This window comes from Pseudomonas sp. FW305-96 (genome assembly GCF_058783825.1).
Genome location: NZ_JBYSYW010000005.1, coordinates 101,069 through 121,247 on the forward strand (window position 1 = coordinate 101,069; position 20,179 = coordinate 121,247).

Annotated in this window: 16 protein-coding genes; 9 read left to right on the plus strand and 7 right to left on the minus strand. The window is 64.3% G+C overall.

Going from position 1 to position 20,179, the window contains the following annotated elements:
- Window positions 1-84: 84 nt before the first annotated feature.
- Both AC3WL2_RS05615 and AC3WL2_RS05620 read right to left on the minus strand, forming a co-directional pair.
- A complete protein-coding gene (locus tag AC3WL2_RS05615; protein ID WP_102682330.1) occupies window positions 85-1,452 on the minus strand; it encodes an NAD(P)/FAD-dependent oxidoreductase in 1,368 nt (455 codons plus the stop codon).
- 65 nt (window positions 1,453-1,517) lie between these two features.
- Complete coding sequence (locus AC3WL2_RS05620; RefSeq protein ID WP_102682331.1) at window positions 1,518-2,405, minus strand: phytanoyl-CoA dioxygenase family protein; 888 nt, start codon at window positions 2,403-2,405, stop codon at window positions 1,518-1,520.
- A 319-nt stretch (window positions 2,406-2,724) separates the two neighbouring features.
- On the opposite strand from AC3WL2_RS05620, the gene AC3WL2_RS05625 reads away from it, so the two are divergent.
- The 9 genes from AC3WL2_RS05625 to AC3WL2_RS05665 all read left to right on the plus strand — a co-directional run bounded on the left by AC3WL2_RS05625 (window position 2,725) and on the right by AC3WL2_RS05665 (window position 13,936).
- Window positions 2,725-3,306, plus strand: a complete 582-nt coding sequence (locus AC3WL2_RS05625; RefSeq protein ID WP_102682332.1) for a TetR/AcrR family transcriptional regulator — start codon at window positions 2,725-2,727, stop codon at window positions 3,304-3,306.
- A gap of 260 nt (window positions 3,307-3,566) precedes the next feature.
- Window positions 3,567-5,093: a flavin-containing monooxygenase gene (locus AC3WL2_RS05630; protein ID WP_102682333.1), complete on the plus strand. Its 1,527-nt coding sequence runs from the start codon at window positions 3,567-3,569 to the stop codon at window positions 5,091-5,093.
- Window positions 5,090-5,965: an alpha/beta fold hydrolase gene (locus AC3WL2_RS05635; protein WP_102682334.1), complete on the plus strand. Its 876-nt coding sequence runs from the start codon at window positions 5,090-5,092 to the stop codon at window positions 5,963-5,965. Before AC3WL2_RS05630 ends, AC3WL2_RS05635 begins: the two co-directional genes overlap by 4 nt.
- A gap of 218 nt (window positions 5,966-6,183) precedes the next feature.
- A complete protein-coding gene (locus AC3WL2_RS05640; protein WP_102682335.1) occupies window positions 6,184-7,341 on the plus strand; it encodes an iron-containing alcohol dehydrogenase in 1,158 nt (385 codons plus the stop codon).
- A gap of 12 nt (window positions 7,342-7,353) precedes the next feature.
- A complete protein-coding gene (locus AC3WL2_RS05645; protein WP_102682336.1) occupies window positions 7,354-8,685 on the plus strand; it encodes an APC family permease in 1,332 nt (443 codons plus the stop codon).
- Between the two features lie 79 nt (window positions 8,686-8,764).
- Window positions 8,765-10,189 carry a gamma-aminobutyraldehyde dehydrogenase gene (locus AC3WL2_RS05650; protein WP_102682337.1) on the plus strand — a complete coding sequence of 475 codons (1,425 nt, stop codon included), beginning with the start codon at window positions 8,765-8,767 and terminating at the stop codon, window positions 10,187-10,189.
- 43 nt (window positions 10,190-10,232) lie between these two features.
- Entirely contained in the window at window positions 10,233-11,486 is a 1,254-nt protein-coding gene (locus AC3WL2_RS05655; protein ID WP_102682338.1) for an aspartate aminotransferase family protein, read from the plus strand.
- Between the two features lie 86 nt (window positions 11,487-11,572).
- Window positions 11,573-12,952: an aspartate aminotransferase family protein gene (locus AC3WL2_RS05660; protein ID WP_102682339.1), complete on the plus strand. Its 1,380-nt coding sequence runs from the start codon at window positions 11,573-11,575 to the stop codon at window positions 12,950-12,952.
- 57 nt (window positions 12,953-13,009) lie between these two features.
- Complete coding sequence (locus AC3WL2_RS05665) at window positions 13,010-13,936, plus strand: NAD(P)-dependent oxidoreductase (protein WP_102682340.1); 927 nt, start codon at window positions 13,010-13,012, stop codon at window positions 13,934-13,936.
- Window positions 13,937-14,191: 255 nt separating this feature from the next.
- Here AC3WL2_RS05665 and AC3WL2_RS05670 read toward each other — a convergent pair whose 3' ends face one another.
- From AC3WL2_RS05670 to AC3WL2_RS05690, 5 genes are all read right to left on the minus strand, one after another.
- Window positions 14,192-15,241 (minus strand): AraC family transcriptional regulator, encoded by a 1,050-nt coding sequence (locus AC3WL2_RS05670; protein WP_102682363.1) that lies wholly within the window; start codon window positions 15,239-15,241, stop codon window positions 14,192-14,194.
- The gene (locus tag AC3WL2_RS05675; RefSeq protein WP_102682341.1) at window positions 15,234-16,268 is read right to left on the minus strand and encodes an AraC family transcriptional regulator; all 1,035 of its coding nucleotides are present in this window, start codon (window positions 16,266-16,268) and stop codon (window positions 15,234-15,236) included. Before AC3WL2_RS05675 ends, AC3WL2_RS05670 begins: the two co-directional genes overlap by 8 nt.
- 142 nt (window positions 16,269-16,410) lie before the next feature.
- Entirely contained in the window at window positions 16,411-18,084 is a 1,674-nt protein-coding gene (locus tag AC3WL2_RS05680) for a long-chain-fatty-acid--CoA ligase (protein WP_371918112.1), read from the minus strand.
- Between the two features lie 106 nt (window positions 18,085-18,190).
- Complete coding sequence (locus tag AC3WL2_RS05685; RefSeq protein ID WP_102682343.1) at window positions 18,191-18,958, minus strand: SDR family NAD(P)-dependent oxidoreductase; 768 nt, start codon at window positions 18,956-18,958, stop codon at window positions 18,191-18,193.
- Window positions 18,958-20,130 (minus strand): acyl-CoA dehydrogenase family protein, encoded by a 1,173-nt coding sequence (locus tag AC3WL2_RS05690; protein WP_102682344.1) that lies wholly within the window; start codon window positions 20,128-20,130, stop codon window positions 18,958-18,960. Before AC3WL2_RS05690 ends, AC3WL2_RS05685 begins: the two co-directional genes overlap by 1 nt.
- Window positions 20,131-20,179: the final 49 nt, after the last annotated feature.

Sequence of the window (20,179 nt, forward strand, 5' to 3'; positions counted from 1 at the left end):
ATTAGTTCCACGATAACAGCCTCTTCAATAGGATCGCGGCGTTGTCCCGCAGCCCGTTTCACAGGACAACGCCATCAACTGTAATCAGCCTTTGCTGGCATTGTGTTTGCGCACTTTTCTATCGGTCCAGTCATCCAGTAACTTGGCCGCCGCGAACGCGGAATGGATAGCGCACCATTGCAAGGGCTCAGGCAGCATGGACGGCGTCTTGTGCTGCATGGCCGTCAACAGTTCTGGTGTCTTGCCGTTGATTTGCGCGGCAAACAGCGACCCGACATATGACTGGGTGCCCAGCCCGTGGCCCGAGCAGCCGGTGGTGTAGAGAATGTTCTGCTGTTCGCCCATGGCACCGATCACCGGCAGGAAGTCATACGCACCGCTGACATAGCCACTCCAGCAATGCTGGATGCCCAGGCCGTGCATGGCTGGATGGCGTTCGCGCAGTACCTGCGCCAGTGCGGCATAGGCACCTTGATCCGGGATATTGGGCGTCTTCGATCCGTACGCATAACCCAGCTTCTTGACGGTCAACACCATGGTGCCGTGTGCCGTCAGACGATGGCTTTCCATGGTGTAATGCGGCGTGATGATGCCTTCACGCCCCTGCCAGCCCACGGCAGCGAGCTGCTGCGGCGAGAGCGGTTGCGTTTCGATCGCCGACACCCGAATCGCCGCGACCTTGTTGCGCAACACCCCCAACTGCGGGGTATAGGCATTGGTGGCCAGTACCATCACTGGCGCGGTCGCGCTGCCGTGGGCAGTCTTGCAGGTAATGACCGGCCCCTCGCTGAAGGAGAGCAACGGCGTGCGCTCGTAGAGCTTCACGCCCGCCTCGATGGCCGCGCGGCGCAAGCCGGCGACGTATTTCCCCGGGTTCAGGGTGCCGCCACACTGCTCGGCCGCGAACAGAAACGCCGGCGGAATTCCCCGCGCCCGCATCTCGGCGCCGTCCACGAAGCGGGACACGGCCCCCAGTTTTTGCCCCAGCGCCATGTTTTCCCGCAAGCGTTTTTCCTGGCTGGCATGAACACCTGCGCGCAGCACGCCGGAGGGGTTGTAGTCACAGTCGATGCCCAGCGCCTTCATTCGGCCTTCCACATAGGGCACGGCCTCGTCGTAGAACCTGACGAACTGCGTCGCCTGCTCGACCCCCAAACGCTTGACGAACATGTCGTACTCGATACCCATGCTGCCCAGCAGGTAACCGGCATTGCGGCCACTGGCGCCGAAGCCGGCGAACTCCTGCTCCAGCAGGATCACTTGCGCGCCCAGCGCCCTCAGCTCCAGAGCGGTCGACAGCCCGGCAAAACCGGCGCCGACCACGATGACATCAGCCTTCACGTGCCCTTCAAGCGACGGTTGCAGGTCGGCGGGGCGCTCCACCCATCCACCCAGGCTGCGAAACTTCAACGGTGCAGCGTCACCAGGGGCTGCTTTGTTCACTGCATTCATCTACATGACTCCCAGAATACCGGCTATTGCTTGCATCCGAAGCGGCCCAGAACTGTTCGGAACTGTCAGAACCCTTTTCCAGGCTCGGAGAATGCCGGCATGTTCAGGAGCTCTTGCGGGTCGCGCATCTGACCATCGATTTCCACCCAGCCGAGCAACGTGGAGCTGGCGCTCCAGCCCAACAGACGTTGCATTTCTGCCGGGAGCTGGCGAACGCGCTCGACGGGAATGGACAGGAAGTGGTTCTCTTCCAGACGCAGGAAGGCAAGGTCATAGGCCATGGTCAGGCCGGTGCGCGGGGCTGCGGACGTATTGGCGCCACCACCGTGGTAAACCGAGCCCATCCACAGCAATGCGGAACCTGCCGGCATTTGCGCGGCGACGGTTTCTTCCTGGGTCGGCATGCGCTCGTCATCCCACAGATGGCTACCAGGGATGACACGGGTCGCACCGTTCTCTTCGGTGAAATCGGAAATCGCCAGCATCATTTGCAGCCGCGCCTCACGCCCGTACTGGGGGTGACGCCACAACGAAGTGGCATCGTCACGGTGCAGGGGTTGCAGGCCTTGGCCCGGGCCGATCTGAATGGCCTGGGTGATGCTCAGCTGGATATCGGGGGCCATCTCGATGCGGTCACTGCCTACCCAGACGTGGGTGGGGGTTTGCAGGATCTGCCTGGCCACACCGAGGAACAGCGGGTTCATCGCTACTTCGACAGCCGTGTCGCTGCGCCCGATGATCCGCGCGACACGCCGGGTCTGGGTGCCCGCGAAATAGGGGTCGACGCCGCAAGGGGTGACATTCAGGTAGCTGTCCAGTTCGTCGCGCAGGGCGTTCAGCGTGGCCGGCGAGACCAGGTCGGAAATGATAACCCCACCGTCACGCCGAATGATCTCCACCACCTGCTCGACCGATGCATCGCTGCCGAGCGTCGAGAGCGTTCGTGTATCCATCTGCTTTGTACCTGTCTGGTTTTGTCATTGTTCTGATCCAGCAAAGCTGGGCAACGTGGCTCAACCCGCCAGTGCCGACCAGGCCATCCCCTTCCCTGCAGTACTTGCGCAGTGCGGTGGTGCCTGGGTGTGAAAATCATCATCACCGAACATGGTCATTTGATCAAGTCGTTTGATTTAACTATTTTTCATGCTGTTTCATGTTCCTTGGCGCAGGAGTGCTTCGACGCATGGATCGAGGCCCCACCTTGCGATAGCATTCGTCACCGTCGACGCCGGACCAACAGGCCGGCGACAACATCGAAAAGGAGAACGCTCTATGGCTCGAATTGGCGCAGAAGAGCGCAGGCAGGATTTCATCGAGGCCACCGTGAAGGTGATCGCGGAACATGGGGTGGCCAACGCCACGACGCGGCGTATCGCAGCGGCGGCAGACTCTCCGCTGGCTTCGTTGCACTATGTCTTCCACACCAAGGACGAGTTGTTCTATGCCGTCTACGAGTCCTTGATCAACCTGCCGCAGCAATCGCTGCAGCACGTGCCGGCGGGTGCCACGGCAGCTGAATCGGTGGGCGAAATGTTGCGCCAGCTGGTCAACTGGTTCACCGCCCACCCGGAAATGGCCACCACGCAGTTCGAACTGTTTTGCTGGAACCTGCGCAACAACCCCGAAATGGCGACAAAGATCTATGCCGTGTCCATCGACGCGGCCCAGCAGGCCATCGCCAAAGTCACCGGTTCGGCGCTGGACCAGGCCGCAGTGGCCACCGTCAGCCGCTTGCTGATCAACCTGTTCGACGGCCTGATGCTGGCCTGGTCCGCCCACGGCGACCGTGCGCGCCTCGAAAGCGAAACCGAGACCGCCTGCCAGGCGGTCAAGCTGCTGGTGGCCAGCTACTGAAACGCCATTCGGATTGCCGGGCTGCGCCACCGCACGGTAATCCGCATTTCCCAGCTGGGCGCCCCTCGCCCACTTCTCCCCGCCGCCTAAGCTTGTCCGTCAACCCGTGTACTGATCGACGGACCAAGAAGGTGCAAATCATCCCAAAACGATGACGAGCCGGTGCATTTTGCACCTTGCTCCGCACAATCGGCCGCCCTATTCTGGTCAAATGATCAAGTCAAAAGATCAGTCTCTATAACACTACAATAGGAGGCGACATGTCCTCGCACACTGCTCTTCCGGTTGAGCCGCTCGACATTTTGATCATGGGAGCCGGTGTGTCTGGCATCGGCGCGGCGGCCTACCTGCGACGCCATCAACCCGACAGGACCTTCGCGATTCTCGAGTCCCGCGAACGCATGGGCGGCACCTGGGATTTGTTCCGTTACCCCGGCATCCGCTCCGACTCGGACCTCTACACCTTCGGTTTCGACTTCAAGCCCTGGACCAAGGCGAAATCCCTGGCGGATGCCGCGGATATCCTCGAGTACCTGCGCGAAGCCATCGACGAGTACCAGCTGGAACCGTTCATCCAGTACCAGCAGAAAGTCGTCTCGGCCAACTGGCAAAGCGACAGGGGCCTGTGGGCAGTGCGCATCGAGGAGGGCCAGACGGCCCAGGTGCGTACGCTCGAATGCCGCTGGCTGTTCAGTGCGGGTGGCTACTATCGCTATGACCAGGGCTTCACCCCCCGCTTCGAGGGCACCGAGCAGTTCAAAGGACAGATCGTTCACCCGCAACACTGGCCGGAGAACCTCGACTATGCGGGTAAGCGCGTGGTCGTCATCGGCAGTGGCGCGACCGCGGTGACGCTGATTCCAGCCATGGCGGACAAGGTCGCCAGCATCACCATGCTGCAGCGCACGCCGTCCTACATCATCAATCAGCCGGCCAATGACGGGGTTGCCGCGTTCCTGCGCAAGGTCCTGCCGGCGCAAACCGCCTACTCCCTGACGCGCTACAAGAACGCCAAGATCACCCTGGCGTTCTGGGGCTTCTGCCAGCGCTTCCCCAAGCTTTCGAAAAAACTGCTGCTGTGGCTGACCCGCAAGGAGTTGCCGAAGGACTACCCGGTCGACATGCACTTCAACCCACCCTACAACCCGTGGGACCAGCGTCTGTGTTCGGTGCCCGAGGGCGACCTGTTCAAAGCCATCAGTGCCGGCAAGGCCGACGTCGTCACCGACCATATCGAGCGCTTCACCGAGTCCGGCGTATTGCTCAAATCGGGCAGGACGCTGGAGGCCGACATCATCGTCACGGCCACCGGGCTCAACGTACAAATGTTCGGTGGCATCACCCTGCACAAAGACGGCAAGCCGGTGGTGCTCAGCGAGACCCTGTCCTACAAAGGCATGATGCTCTCCGGCGTGCCCAACTTCGCTTTCGCGGTGGGCTACACCAACTCGTCCTGGACCTTGAAGGTCTGCCTGCTGTGCGACCACTTCTGCCGCCTGCTCGGTTTCATGGCGCGCGAAGGCTACAACGTCTGCGAGCCGAAGGCGCCGGCCGGAATCGAAACCCGGCCTCTGCTGGACTTTGGTGCCGGCTATGTGCAGCGCGCACTCGACAGCATGCCGCGCCAGGGGCCGTGTGAACCCTGGGTGATGTCGATGGACTACTTCCGCGATATCAAACTGCTGCGCCGCGGCACAGTGGCGGAAAAGTGCCTCAGTTTCAGCAGCGTACCGAACGTGCCGGTGCATGCTGGCGTCGAACTGCAACAGCCAGGTAGCCGCCGATGAGCCGTGATCGCTTCTGCGAGCTACCGGGCAAAGGCAAGCTCTGCTACCGCAGCTACGGTGTCGAGGGTGCCCCGGCGGTCCTGCTCATCGTCGGCCTCGGGCTGCAGCTGACCTACTGGCCGCAAGCGCTCATCGCCGGGCTGGTCGCGCAAGGGCTGCGGGTCATCACGCTGGACAACCGTGACTCGGGCAGATCGTTCTTTACCGACGTGGCGCCCCCGACGACGCTGCAACAGTTCCTGCGCAAGCGCACCGCAGGCTATGACCTGGGCGACATGGCCAACGACGTCATCGGCTTGATGGACGACTTGCAGCTGCAAGCGGCGCATGTCGTGGGAATGTCGATGGGCGGCATGATCGCCCAGACCCTCGCCGCGCGTTACCCGCAGCGGGTCAGGACCCTCACGTCGATCTTTTCCACCACAGGTTCGCTGCGCGTCGGCCAGCCTGCGCTCAAGGCCCTTCTGCAACTGCTGCGCCGCCCGCCGCGCAGCGAGAAGGAAAGCGTTCGCGACTACGTGGACATCATGCGCCTGATCGGCTCGACCCTCGAGTGGAACGAGCCTGCCTTGCGTGATTATGCCCAGCTGGCTTGGCAGCGAGGCGGTGGCGAGGCCAGCAACCTCGGCACCGCCAGGCAGATCGGCGCGATCATCAACTCCGCCGACCGCACCGAGGAACTGCAGCGGATTCGTTGCCGCACCCTGGTCATCCATGGGGAAAAAGACCTCATGGTCGCCACCAGCGGCGGCTACGCCACGGCGGCGGCGATCCGTGGTTCCAACCTGGTGTTGCTGCCCGGGATGGGGCATGACTTTCCGGCGTGCCTGTCCACCACGCTGCTGTCCCTGCTGACGGGGCACCTGCGTTAACAACAATTTTCTTTAGGGGCGTGCAGCTTGGCCGCCCCTCTTTTTATTCCACTGGAGACCTTTGGCGGCACGTTGCAACACAACCCAAAACAACAACATACCGGCTTGCGCCAAAGCGCCAGGCCACACATCACACGCCTGAGCGGCCGACCGCGAGCAGGCGCGGGTGCTCCTCCACTGCCCTTTCGACAATGACAACAATTGAGCAAGAGGTACGTATGGAATTCAAGTTCTTACTCCCCAGCAAGATCGTGATGGAACCTGGCCTGCGCGAGCGCACCGGTGAACATCTCCAGGGCCTTGGCCTGGCACGGGTGCTGATCGTGACCGATGCCGGGGTCAAGGCCGCCGGCCTGCTGGACAGCGTCTATGCCAGCCTGGACAAGGCAGGTATCGCCTACGAGGAAGTCGCGGACATCAAGGCCAACCCGCGCAGCGAAGACATCAACCGCACCGCGCAGCAGTATCGTGGCAAAGGCATCGACGGCCTGCTGGCCGTGGGCGGCGGCAGCGCGATGGACGCGGCCAAGGCCATCAGCCTGCTGCTCACCCACGAGGGTCGGATAGAGGACTACGAAGGGTCGTTCACCCTCACCCACGCCATACCGCCGATCGTCGCCATCCCGACCACCGCAGGCACCGGCAGCGAAGTGACCTGCTTCTCGGTGATCACCGACACCGCCCGTCATTTCAAGATGAACGTGCTGGATTATCGAATTGGCCCGGTACTGGCACTGCTCGACTCGCACATCACCGACACCCTGCCCGCGTCAATCGCCGCCGCCACCGGCATGGATGCCCTGACCCATGCCATCGAGGCCTACACCTGCCGCGTGGCGAACCCGATCAGCGACGGCCTGGCGCTGCATGCCATCCGCCTGATCAGCCAGCACCTCAAGGCGGCCGTGCAGGAGCCGGACAATCAGCAGGCCCGGGAGCAGATGCTGGTGGCCAGCCTGATCGCCGGCATGGCGTTCGGCAACGCCGACGTCGGCAGCGTGCACTGCATCTCCGAAGCGATCGGCGGCATGTACGACACGCCGCACGGCGTCGGCAACGCGATCTTCCTGCCCTTCGTCTTCGGCCACAACCGCGATGCCGACATCCTCCGCCACGCCCAGGTGGCCTACGCGCTGGGGATCGACCCGACGCTGGCGCCGGTGGACGCCGCCGAGGCGGCCGTGGGCCATCTGTTCCAGATGAGCAAGGACCTGGGCATTCCTTGCTTCGCCGAGGTCAAGGGCGTGTGCGAGGAAGACTTCCAGGCCATCGCCGAAAAATCCAAGCTGAATTTCTCGGACGCCAGCAATGCCAAGGCGATGTCCGTCGAGGCCTATCACGACATCATCACCACCGCTTACCACTTCGTCGCGTAGGAGGGCTGCGTCATGAGTCAGTCAACCTCCAGCGCCTCGTTGCGGCGCACCTTGGGGCCGTTCTCGGTGCTGCTGTTCGGCCTGGCGTTCCTGGCCCCGCTGATCGTCTTCGGCACCTACGGCGTGATCACCCAGGCCAGCGGCAACACCACGGCGATGGCCTACCTGATCGCGGCCACCGGCGTGGTGTTCACAGCGTTGAGCTACGGGCGGCTGGTCAGGGTATTCCCGGTAGCCGGCTCGGCCTACACCTATACCCGCAAGATGCTCAACGCCAATCTCGGGTTCATGGTGGGCTGGGCTGCCCTGCTGGATTACTTCTTCATCCCGATGCTGATCTGGCTGCTCGGTGCCAGCTACCTCAACATGGCCTTTCCAGAGGTCCCGCAGTGGGTGTGGATCACCGGCTTCATCGTCACCACTTCACTGCTCAATGTCCTCGGCATCCAGGTCGCCAATCGCTTCAACGTGCTGTTGATGGTGGCGCAACTGGCGATCATCGTCGTGTTCCTGGGCCTGTGCGTGCACTACATCGTGGCGGCCAACGGCGCTGGCGGGCTGCTGTCGGCCAAGCCGTTCTTCAACCAGGACGTGCCCTTCGCCACCAGCATGGCCGGCGCCGCCATCGCCGCCTACTCGTTCCTGGGCTTCGACGCGCTGTCCACGCTGAGCGAGGAAACCCGCGACCCGGGGCGAACGCTGCCACGCGCCATCCTGCTGGTCGCGTTGATCGGCGGCTCGGTCTACGTGGGCTCCTCGTACTTCATGTACCTGGCACACCCCTCCCCCAGCTTCGAGCAGGTGGACGGGGCCGCCTTCGAGATCGCCCGGATGATCGGCGGCGATGTGTTCTTCGCCGTGGTGCTGGCGGGGATCATCATCGCCCACTTCGCCGCGGGCATGTCGTTCCAGGCCAGCGTGGGGCGGCTGCTCTATGCCCTTGGCCGGGACAACCAGCTGCCGCGCAAGGTGTTCGGTGTCCTGCATCCGCGCTTCAAGACCCCGGCCTTCAACATCCTGCTCTGCGGCGTTTTCGGCACGGCCGGTTTTGCCTTGACGATCGCCACCGCGACGTCGCTGGTCAACTTCGGCGCGTTTGTCGCCTTCACCGCCGTCAACCTGTGTGCATTGCGGCTCACCTTCGATGCCCGCGTCAAGGACGGCGCCGGCCTGCTGCGCGGCGTGCTGTTCCCGCTCATCGGCCTGGTCACGGCCGGATGGATGCTGATCAGCCTGGATAAAGACGCGCTGATCATGGGCAGTTGCTGGCTCGGCCTGGGGCTGGTCTACCTCGCCTGTCGCACCAGCTTCTTCCGCAGCCCCGTCCCTGAGGCATTGGTATAGCGACCCCGTTTCAATCGAATGCTCTGACGACAATCACAAGGCCGGCCATTGGCCGCGCCGTTAAATGGCGAGAATCGACATGCAAAGCAAACTTCTGATCAATGGTGCCCTGGTAGCCGGCGAAGGCGACGAGCTGGCCGTGTACAACCCCTCCCTGGGCAGCGTCCTGGTGCAAACCACCGAGGCCAGCCAAGCCCAGGTCGAGGCCGCGGTGCAAGGCGCCGATGCGGCCTTCGAAGCCTGGTCGCAAACCCCGCCCAAGGACCGCGCGGCGCTGCTGCTCAAGCTCGCCGACAGCATCGATGCCCAGGCAGCGGTGTTCGCGCGCCTGGAAGCCGACAACTGCGGCAAGCCCTACACCGCCGTGCTGCAGGACGAGCTGCCGGCAGTGTCGGACGTGTTCCGCTTCTTCGCCGGCGCCGTGCGCTGCCTGCAAGGTTCGGCCGGGGGCGAGTACATCCCGGGGCACACCTCAATGATTCGTCGCGATGCGGTCGGCGTGGTCGCCTCCATCGCACCGTGGAACTACCCCTTGCTGATGGCAGCCTGGAAACTCGGCCCGGCCTTGGCCGGCGGCAACACCGTGGTGCTGAAACCCTCGGAACACACGCCGATGACCACCCTGAAACTGGGTGAACTGCTGGCCGAGATCTTCCCTGCCGGCGTGGTCAACATCGTCCATGGTCGGGGGGCCACGGTTGGTGAGCCGCTGACCAGCCACGCCAAGGTGCGCATGGTGTCGCTGACCGGCTCCGTGCGCACCGGCAGCCGGATCATCGAGGGCACCGCCGACAGCGTCAAACGCATGCACATGGAACTGGGCGGCAAGGCCCCCGTGCTGATCTTCGACGATGCCGATATCGACGCGGCCGTCGAAGGCATTCGTGCCTTTGGCTTCTACAACGCAGGCCAGGACTGTACCGCCGCCTGCCGTCTGTATGTGCAGCAGTCGGTCTACCCGGAGTTCGTGCGCAAGCTCGGCGAAGCCGTGGCCAGCATCAAGTGCGGGCTGCAGGATGATCCCTCGACCGAGATGGGGCCGCTGATCACCGCAGAGCACCTGGGCCGCGTCGAGGGCTTCGTCAAGCGTGCCCGGGAAGTGCCTCATATCGAAGTCGTCACCGGTGGCAAGCGCGCCGCAGGTAGCGGGTTCTTCTTCGAACCGACGGTCCTGGCCGGTGCCCGCCAGGACGACGAGGTGGTCTGCCGGGAGATCTTCGGCCCGGTGGTGACGGTTTCGTCGTTCGAAGACGAAGCCCAGGCGCTGGCCTGGGCCAATGACTCCGACTACGGCCTGGCCTCTTCGGTGTGGACCGCCGATGTCGGCCGCGCCCATCGCCTGGCCGCGCGCCTGCAATACGGCTGCACCTGGGTCAATACCCATTTCATGCTGGTGAGCGAGATGCCCCATGGCGGCGTGAAGCTGTCCGGTTATGGCAAGGACCTGTCCATGTATGGCCTGGAAGACTACACCGTGGTGCGCCACGTGATGTTCAAACACTGATAGCGCCAAGCAAACGTTGCCCGATCACTTCAAGAGGTTATGCATGAACAACATCGAGACATTCGAACGGCTCGAGTCCAACGTGCGGATGTATTGCCGCGACCTGCCGCTGGTCTTCGATACCGCCCAGGGCAGCAAGATCCGCGGCGAGGATGGCCGCGAGTACCTGGACTTCTTCGCCGGCGCCGGAGCCCTGAACTACGGCCACAACGACCCGCGCATGCGCGATGCGCTGATCGCGTACCTGTCGGCCAACGGCGTGACCCATGCCCTGGACTTGCACACCACCACCAAGCGCCAGTTCCTCGAGGCGCTGGAACGCGACCTGCTCAAGCCGCGCGGCTGGGACTACAAGGTGCAGTTCACCGGCCCGACCGGCGCCGATGCCGTCGAGGCGGCATTGAAACTGGCGCGCAAGGCGACCGGGCGGAGCAAGATCGTGTCGTTCTATGGTGCCTACCACGGCATGACGGCCGGTGCGCTGGCGGTCACCGGCAACCGCACCCGGCGCGGCCCGGGGCTGTCCACCGACGTGGTGTTCGTGCCCTACGAAGACAGCCCTTACGGTGAGTTCGATAGCATCGGCTTCCTCGAGCGCCTGGCCAACGACCAGGGCAGCGGCTCGGAATTGCCAGCGGCGGTGATCGTCGAATCCGTGCAGATCCAGGCCGGCGTGTACGTCGCTTCCAACCAATGGTTGCAGCGCCTGCGCCAGTGGACCCGGGCGCACGGGGTATTGCTGATCTGCGACGAGATCCAGGCTGGCTGCGGACGCACCGGTGACTTCTTCGGTTTCGAGCGCTCCGGGGTGGTGCCCGACCTGATCACCTGCGCCAAATCAATCGGTGGCTATGGCCTGCCCATGGCCATCGTGTTGATCGGCGCCGGGCTGGATGTCTGGGAGCCGGGCGATCATATCGGCACCTTCCGCGGCAACCAGTTGGCGTTCCTCACCGCCCAGATCGCCCTCGGCTATTGGCGCGACGAGCAGTTCCTGAAGTTGCTGGCCGCCAACTGCGCGGCCATGGAACGCGCGGTCGCCGGCTACGCCGAGATTCCGGGAGTCGCCTCCGCGCGCTGCCGCGGCATGATCGCCGGCATCGATTTCGGCCGCGGCAACGTGGCCTTGGCCAAGGATGCCCAGCAGCGCGTGCTGCAGGCGGGCGTGCTGGTCGACCGCTGCGGGCCGAACGGCGAAATCATCAAGCTGATGCCACCGGTGAACACCCCGACCGAGCAGCTCGAACAGGGCCTCAAGGCGTTCGGCGAAGCGGTCGCGGCAACGCTTGGCCAATAACCGCAGGATCCTGCCGTGCGCTCCATGGGGCGCCGGCAACCTGCTCATTCGCGGGCAATCTGTGCCTGCGACAGGAACATGAACCAATGAACACGCTTACTGCAACCGCGCGCAACGATCTGGCAGCACTCATTCACCCCAACACCAATCTGGCCCAGCATCAGGAAATCGGGCCGTTGGTCATCACCGCAGGTGACGGCGTGCGGGTCTTCGACGAACAGGGCAATGCCTATATCGAAGCCATGTCGGGCCTGTGGAGCGTTGCCCTGGGCTTCAGCGAACAGCGTCTGGTCGACGCCGCCGTCGAGCAGCTCAGGCAACTGCCCTACTACCACAGCTTCAGCCACAAGACCAACGCCCCGGCCGCGGCGCTCGCCGCCAAGCTGGCGGAGCTTGCGCCCGGCGATCTGAACCATGTTTTTTTCACCAACTCAGGGTCCGAGGCCAACGACTCGGTGGTAAAGATGGTCTGGTACGTGAACAACGTACTGGGCAAGCCCGCCAAGAAGAAGTTCATCTCCCGCCAGCAGGCCTATCACGGCGCTACCGTCGCCTGCGCAAGCTTGAGCGGCATCCCGTCGATGCACCGCGATTTCGATCTGCCGGCCATCCCGGTGCATCACCTGACCTGCCCGAACTTCTACCGATTCGCCCGGCCAGGCGAGACCGAGGAAGCCTTTTCGGCGCGCCTGGCGGACGAGCTGGAGCATTACATCCTCGACGAGGGCCCGGAAACCATCGCGGCGTTCATCGGCGAACCGGTGATGGCCGCAGGCGGCGTGATTCCTCCTCCCCAAGGCTACTGGGCAGCGATCCAGGCGGTGTGCAGACGCTACGACATCCTCGTGGTGATCGACGAGATCATCACCGGCTTCGGCAGGCTTGGCACGATGTTCGGCGCCGAGCTGTACGGGATCCAGCCCGATATCATGGTGCTGTCCAAGCAGCTCACCTCGTCCTATCAGCCCCTGGCCGCCGTGCTGGTGTCCGATGCCATCCATGACGTCCTGCTCAGCCAGAGCCAGCGTTTGGGGGCCTTCGCCCATGGCCTGACCTGCACGGGCCATCCCGTCGCCACTGCGGTGGCGCTGGAAAATATCCGCATCATCGAAGAGCGCGACCTGGTGGGCCAGGTCCAGCGCCTGGCCCCTGAATTCCAGCGCCGTCTGCGCGCATTCGCCGACCATCCGCTGGTGGGCGATGTGCGCGGCGTCGGACTGGTGGGCGCGATCGAACTGGTGGCGAACAAGGCCACCGGCCAACCGTTCGCCCAACCCGGCACCTTGGGCGGCTATGTGTTCAAACAGGCGCACAAGCACGGGCTGATCATTCGCGCCATCTACGACACGATCGCCTTCTGTCCGCCGTTGATCTGCACCCAGGCCGATATCGAGGCGATCTTCGGCGCCTTCGAACGCACGCTGGCCGACGCGACTGAATGGGCCCACGCACAGAACCTGATGTAGGCGAAACACCGCACCCGCGTCCTGGACGGCTAAAACAAAAATCATGAGGGTTTGAATGTGAGCACACAAAATGACCAGCGCTTCGACTTCGATGTATCGGTAGTCGGGCTCGGCGCCATGGGCACGATCATGGCCCATGCATTTCTCAAGCAAGGCAAACGCGTGGCGGTGTGGAACCGATCGCCGGACAAAGCGGCGGCGCTGGTCGCCGCTGGTGCTCAGCTGTGCGACTCGGCTCACGTCGCGCTCAGCGCAAGCCCGGTCACGGTCTTCGTGCTGCTGGACGACCAGGCGACCCATGGCGTGCTTGGCATGCCGGGGGTGATGGCGGCGCTCGCAGGTCGCACAGTGGTCGATTACACCACCAACGGCCGCGACGAGGGCCTGGCGCTCCAGGCGCTGGTCAACGCCGCTGGCGGCCTGTACGTCAAAGGGATGATCGTGGCCTACCCGCGCAACGTCGGTCATCGCCAGAGCCACACCCTGCATACCGGAGATCGTGAGGGTTTCGAGCAGCATCGGGCGCTGCTCGAAGCGCTGGCCGGTCAAACGATGTTCCTGCCTTGGGACGAAGCACTGGCCTTTGCCACCGTGCTCCACGCCCAGGCATTCGCCACGATGGTGGCGTTCTTCGAGGCCGTGGGCGCGAGCGAGCGCTTCGGCCTGCCGGTGGCGGAGACGGCCAGGCTGCTGCTCGACACGTCACGGTTTTTCATCAGCGATGCGCTCGAGGAAGCGGTACGCCGGCTGGAAGCGCAGGATTTCGCAGGCGATCAGGCCAGGCTCGATGTGCATGCCGGCGCCTTCGCTCACATCGCCCAGTCGCTGCACGCGCAAGGGGCCTGGACGCCGGTCTTCGACGCCGTATGCGGGGTCGTGCAGCGTGCCGAATCCATGGGCTACGGCGATCAGGACATCGTGGCGGCCACCCAGGTGTTCGCAGCGGCCAACCTTCCCGAAACGACCGCACAAAGGACCATTTAATGGCGCGCTTTATCAAGCTTTAGCCAACGCCACCGACCAGACTCGACGGTAACTACAAAAACAACAGCTGGAGGTTCCCATGCGTATCTTTGCCTTTCTGGTGGCCAGCGTGACACTTGCCCTGTTCCTGACGGCGGTCTACGCCCCTCAGTCTTCCATAGCCAGTCGATCCGTGGCACAAACGGCGCATGCGGCGCACCCGATTGCGAGCATTGGCGATATATTCCGGGGTTACTAGCGACGGGCCGACACCCTCTAGGGGCGCGTACGTCCGCGCCCCAACAGACGCGGCTGGCGCTTGATGCCGTGGGCCTTCTGCCAGCTTAACGGGCTCATCTGAAACCAGCGATGAAAGGCTCGGCAAAATCCGCTGGTGTCGGAATAGCCAAGCAGCGCGGCCAGCTCGCCAATGTTGGCCGAAGGCCTGGCTAGGTAGGCCTGAGCCATGGACTGACGTACCTCCTCGAGCAATTGCTGGAACGTCAGCCCTTCCTGTGCCATGGCCTGACGCAACTCGTTCGGGGTCAGCGCCATGATGCTGGCCACTTTCTGCGCCGTGGCCCGCCCACTGGGCAGCAGGTAATGCAGCAACTGCTTGATCTGGATGGCCAGCTCGTCGCCGGACAGCCGCTCCAGGCGCTGCATTCTCTTGACCACCAGTTGGTGCAACGCCTCATCACACAGGACACAGGGCTGCGCCAGCAGCGATGATTCGAACACCAGGGCGACACAACGCGCATTGAAGGTGGGCGGCAAGCCGAGCGCCTGGGCATACAAGGCGACATCGGTACTGGCCGAGTGTCTGAGCCAGAGGGCGCTGGGTAGCCAGTGCGGGCCTGCCAGTGCGCGCATCAGTGCGATGCCCACGGCACAGGCCAGCTCCTCTGCCTGGCGCACGCCGGGCGCGTGCGCGGGGCGCACATGGTAACTGAGGGTGGTGAGGCCGTTCTCACTGTCCAGCCCGACTTCGGCCGCGCCATTGTACAGGGCGTAATGGTTGCGCAATTCCAACAGCGCATCACCGACCGTGCGCGCATTACGCAGCAGATGGAGCAAGTCGCCCATCACGCCGGAGGCCTGGAACAGACCATACTGCAGGCCAAACAGCGCATTGCCGGAATGCTCGCTGCAAGCCTCGAGCAAAGCGCAGTACTGCTGGTAGGGGAACAAATCGTCCTCGTCCTGAAAGCCCTGGCCCGGCAGGCCAACGTGCTTGAGCATCTGCCCGGGATCGAGCCCCTGCCCGGCGGCGAAGGCATGAAACCCGGTGAGGCTGATTGCCCGGACGAAGGGAACGTCAGCCATGTCGACCGCGTCCGCTTTCGGCATCGAGCGCCGGTGCCTGGCGTAGCTGACGTTTCCATTGTTGCGGGCTGAGGCCATGCCAGCGGCTGAATGCCCTGGAAAACGCGGCAAGCTGGGTGTATCCCAACAACTCCGCCACCTGCGTCAGGTTGATCGAGGCATCCCGCAGCAAGCGTGTGGCCATCGCCTGGCGGGTCCCGTCCAGCAATGCCTGGAAACTCGTGCCTTGGCTCAGCAGGTAGCGCTGCAGGCTGCGCGAGCTGATCTTCAGGTCCATGGCAATCTGTTCGACCGTGACGCGTCCCTGGGGCATGCGATTGCGCATAAGCTTTTGGACGTGCATGGGCAATGCCTCCAGCGTGATATCCGCCAGCTCGTCCTGGAACTGCCGGGTCAGTTGCAGGATACGTTGATCCTTTGCGTCAAGCCGCTCGTCCAGCAGCGCAGGGTCGAACACCCAGGCGTTTTCCGTGCTGGAACAACGCGGCGCCACCCTCAGCAGACGCCGGTATGCCGAAGGTTCCGCCCCTGCGCCATGACACAGCAGCAGGGCATGCGGACGCCAGAGGTGCTTGAGCAAACTGTGCATGAGCTGCGCGCTCATTCCCATCGCCCACTCCACGGTCTGTCGTACACAGGGAAGATCCGCATCGGTGACCTGACAGATCAAGCGTGCATTGCCGGCATGCCGCTCCAGGCGAAACTCCACTGCCGTGCCGAGCACATGGGCGTACTGGACCAATGCCCTCAGCACCTCACCGACTGTGTCCGCGCCCTGAATGGCATGCAGCAGGGGCCCCATGCCCCGCATGCCATGTTCAAGCCCGAACTGCAGTGCGAACAGGCGATTGCCCGAGCGGTGCGCAGCCAACGCCAGCAACGCATTGAATGAGCGGGTTTCAATTGCGCCGTCGGGCTCGCCAGGGGCAAGCGATACCTCAGCCAACAGCGCATGAGGCGTGAGCCCCTGGGCCAGGGCGAAGTCGTCGAATCCAAGTAACGCGGTACCCAGGATGTAGGACGTCATCAGTGAAGGTCCGGCTCATGAATGTCGGTTCACAGGCAGGTACAGTGCCTACCTGTATTTTGGCGGATAGTGTGAAGCTTTTCCTCCGCTCGATATAGCAGACTTGAGCGAGCCGGCGGCCGATCGGGAGGGTGACCACGCATCACCCTTCCGGCCGGTCACTGGCTGCAGCGGCCGCCTGGCGAGCCCATTCGCGCAAGACGAATTTCTGGATCTTGCCGGTGGCCGTCTTCGGCAACGCCACCAACGACACATGCCGCGGCGCCTTGAAGTGCGCCAGGCGCTCGCGACACCAGCGGATCAGCTCTTCGCCGGTGATATCCCCCTGGGCCTCGGCACACAGGGTGACGAAGGCATGCGGGGTTTCGCCCCAGCGCGAATCGGGCCGCGCCACCACGGCAGCCTCGAGCACCTCGGGATGCTGGTAGAGCACCTCCTCGATTTCCAGCGAACTGATGTTCTCGCCGCCGGAAATGATGATGTCCTTGGCCCGGTCCTTGATTTCCACATAACCATCAGGGTGCAGCACAGCGAGGTCGCCCGTGTGCAGCCAGCCGCCAGCCAGGGCGCTGCGGGTGGCTTCGGGGTTGTGCAGGTAGCCTTTCATCACCGTGTTGCCGCGCACCACCAGCTCGCCCAGGGTCGCCCCGTCGGCGGGCACCGGCTGGCCGGTTTCGCTATCCAGCACCGTGGCTTCCTCGAGCATCGGATGGGCCACGCCCTGGCGACTCATGAACCGCGCGCGAGCCTCCAGCGGCAGCTCGTCGACGCCTGGCTGCCACAGGCACAAGGTACTGGGGCCATAGCTTTCGGTCATGCCATAGGCGTGGGTGATGCTGAAACCGCGCGCCTCCATGGCGGCGATCACCGCGCTGGGCGGTGCGGCGCCGCCGGTGATCACCGACACCGCCTGGGACGGCGCGGCGCCTGCCGGAGCATGGATCAGCATCGACATCACCACCGGCGCGGCGCTCAGGTGGGTCACGCCATGCGCGGCGATGGCGGCGTGAATCGCCTCGGGCTGCACCTTGCGCAGGCACACGTGGCTACCGCCCGACAGGGTCACTGCCCAGGTATGGCTCCAGCCGTTGCAGTGGAACATCGGCAGGGTCCACAGGTAGACACTGCGCGGGCCGAGCTGGAAGATCAGCGCCCCGGCGCAGGCATTGAGATAGGCGCCGCGGTGATGCAGCACCACGCCCTTGGGATCGCCGGTGGTGCCGGAGGTGTAGTTGATGGCGATCGACTGCCATTCGTTGTGCGGCGCGCTCAACGGCCGGTTGCCATCGCCCTGGGCCAGGAAGCTTTCGTAGTCCAGGTCCGGCGCCAGGTCGGCGCTCTCGGCCTGGGCATCATCGATGCCAACCAGCAGCGGCGGCGTGTCCAGCATCGCCAGCGCCTGGTGGACCACCGCGCCGAATTCGCGATCGCACAACAGTACCCTGGCCGCGCAATGGCGCAGGATGAAGGCGATGCTGCGCGCCTCCAGGCGGATATTGATGCACACCAGCACGGCACCCGCGCCGGGCACGCCATAGTGCGCCTCGAGCATCTCGGGGATGTTCGGCGCCAGGATCGCCACGCGCTCGCCCGGCTGCACGCCGACCCGCTCCAGGGCGCTGGCCAGGGCCCGGCTGCGCTGGTGCAACTGCTGGTAGGTGTAGCGACGGTCGCCGTACACCACTGCGTCGCGCTGCGGATAGACCTGCGCGGCGCGCTTGAGGAACGACAGTGGCGACAGCGGCACGTGGTTGGCCGCATTCGGGGCCAGTTCGTGTTCCAGGCTCGGGTTCATCATGACGGGTCCCTCGTCCATGGGCAGTTCAACGGTTGCACGCACATAACTACCTCTGTTTCTTGTTGTTCTTGACCGGCACAGCCGGTGCCATTCATCACGGGGTTTGCAAGGCTGGGCGGTGTATCTACAGGCTGCTGCACAGGTGGCCGCCATCGACCACGATCTCGCTGCCGCTCATGCCGCGGCCGGCGTCACTGGCGAGCAGCAGCAAGGCGCCGTCCAGATCCGCCGGCTGGCTGAAGCGCCGGCTCGGAATACGCGCGCGCAATTTCTGCCCCGCGTCGCTGGCCAGGAACGCCTCGTTCAGGTCGGTCATCACGTATCCCGGCGCCAGGGCGTTCACGCGGATGCCATGGCGCGCCAGCTCCAGGGCCATGGCGCGGGTCAGGTGCGCCAGGCCGGCCTTGGCCGCCAGATAAGGGCCAACGGCGCCGGCCACCCGGCTGGCGAGGATCGAGGTGACGTTGATCAGGCTGCCGCCCTGCCCTGCGGCGACCATGCGCCGCGCGCTTTCCTGGGCCACCGTCCAGGCGCCCTTGAGGTTGGTGTCGAGCACGCGGTCCCAACTGCCATCGTCGCAGTCGAGCAGCGCCTGGCTGTCGCTCACCCCGGCATTGTTGACCAGCACATCCAGCGGGCCGGCGGCATCGAGCACCCGGCAGACATCGTCGCGGCTGGTCACATCGAGGGCAAAGGCGCGGGCACGGCCGCCGCTGGCCTGGATGGTCTCGACCAGGGCCTGCAACGGCGCCTCGCGCCGGGCGGTGACCAGCACCTCGGCGCCGGCGGCCGCCAGGGTCTGGGCAAAGTGCCGGCCCAGGCCACTGGAGGCCCCGGTCACCAGGGCGCGACGGCCATCAAGAGAGAACAGTCGAGCAAGCTGCGGCTGCATCAGTGACCTCCCGGGCGCTGGTCGAGAAGTTTTTTCGCCAGGCTCATGCGGTGCACTTCGCTCGGACCGTCATAGATGCGGAACGGCCGGATATCGCGGAAGATCCGCTCCACCACCGTATCCCCGGTCACCCCGCGCCCGCCCAGCACCTGCATCGAGCGATCGACCACCCGCCACAGCGCCTCGGAGCTGATCACCTTGGCCATGCTCGAGTCGACATTGCCCCGCTCGCCCTGGTCGAGCACCCAGGCGCAGTGCCATACCGCCAGGCGCACCACATGCAGGTCCATCTGGTTGTCGGCGAGCATGAAGCCGACCCCCTGGTGCTCGCCCAGCGATTTGCCGAAGGCGTCGCGGGTGCGCGCATGGTCACAGGCGATGTCGTGGGCACGACGCGCGGCGCCGAGCCAGCGCATGCAGTGGGTCAGCCGTGCCGGCGCAAGACGCACCTGGGCATAGCGGAAGCCCTTGCTGATCTCGCCGAGCACATCGCTCGCCGGGATCCGCAGGTTGTCGAAACGCAGTTGCCCGTGGCCACCGGTGAAGCAGCTGTCCAGCGAGTCCAGCTGCCGTTCGTGGACGATGCCCTCACGCCGCATGTCGCTCAGGAACATGGTCGCCGTGCCGTCTTCCATGCGCGCCATGATGATCGCGAAATCGGCGCCGTCGGCGCCGGTGATCAACCACTTGCGGCCGTTGATCAGGTAATCGTCGCCATCGCGGGTGGCGGTGGTGCGCAGCATCGACGGATCCGAGCCCGAGCCCGGCGCAGGCTCGGTCATGGCGAAGCACGAGCGCGCCCGGCCCTGGACCAGCGGGCGCAGCCAGCGGTCCTTCTGCGCCTCGGTGGCGACCACGTCCATCAAGTGGATATTGCCTTCGTCGGGTGCGTGGATATTCAGCGCCACCGGCCCCAAGGGCGAATAGCCGGCCTCTTCGAAGACGATCGCCTTGGCCACATGGCTCAGGCCCATGCCGCCCATCTCGGGGCTGGCATGCGGGGTCAGCAGCCCGGCGATGCGGGCCTTTTCCAGCAGGTCCTGGCGCAACTCGTCGCTGGGGCCGTGGCGGTCCTGGCGCGGGTCTTTCTCGAACGGAATCACGTGATTGGCGATGAAGTCGCGCGTTTTTGCCTGCAAGGTCAGCAGGTCGTCCGACAGGGTGAAGTTCATGGTTGTCCTTCTATGCGTTTTCAGTCTTGGAAATCGGGCAGTGGCTACC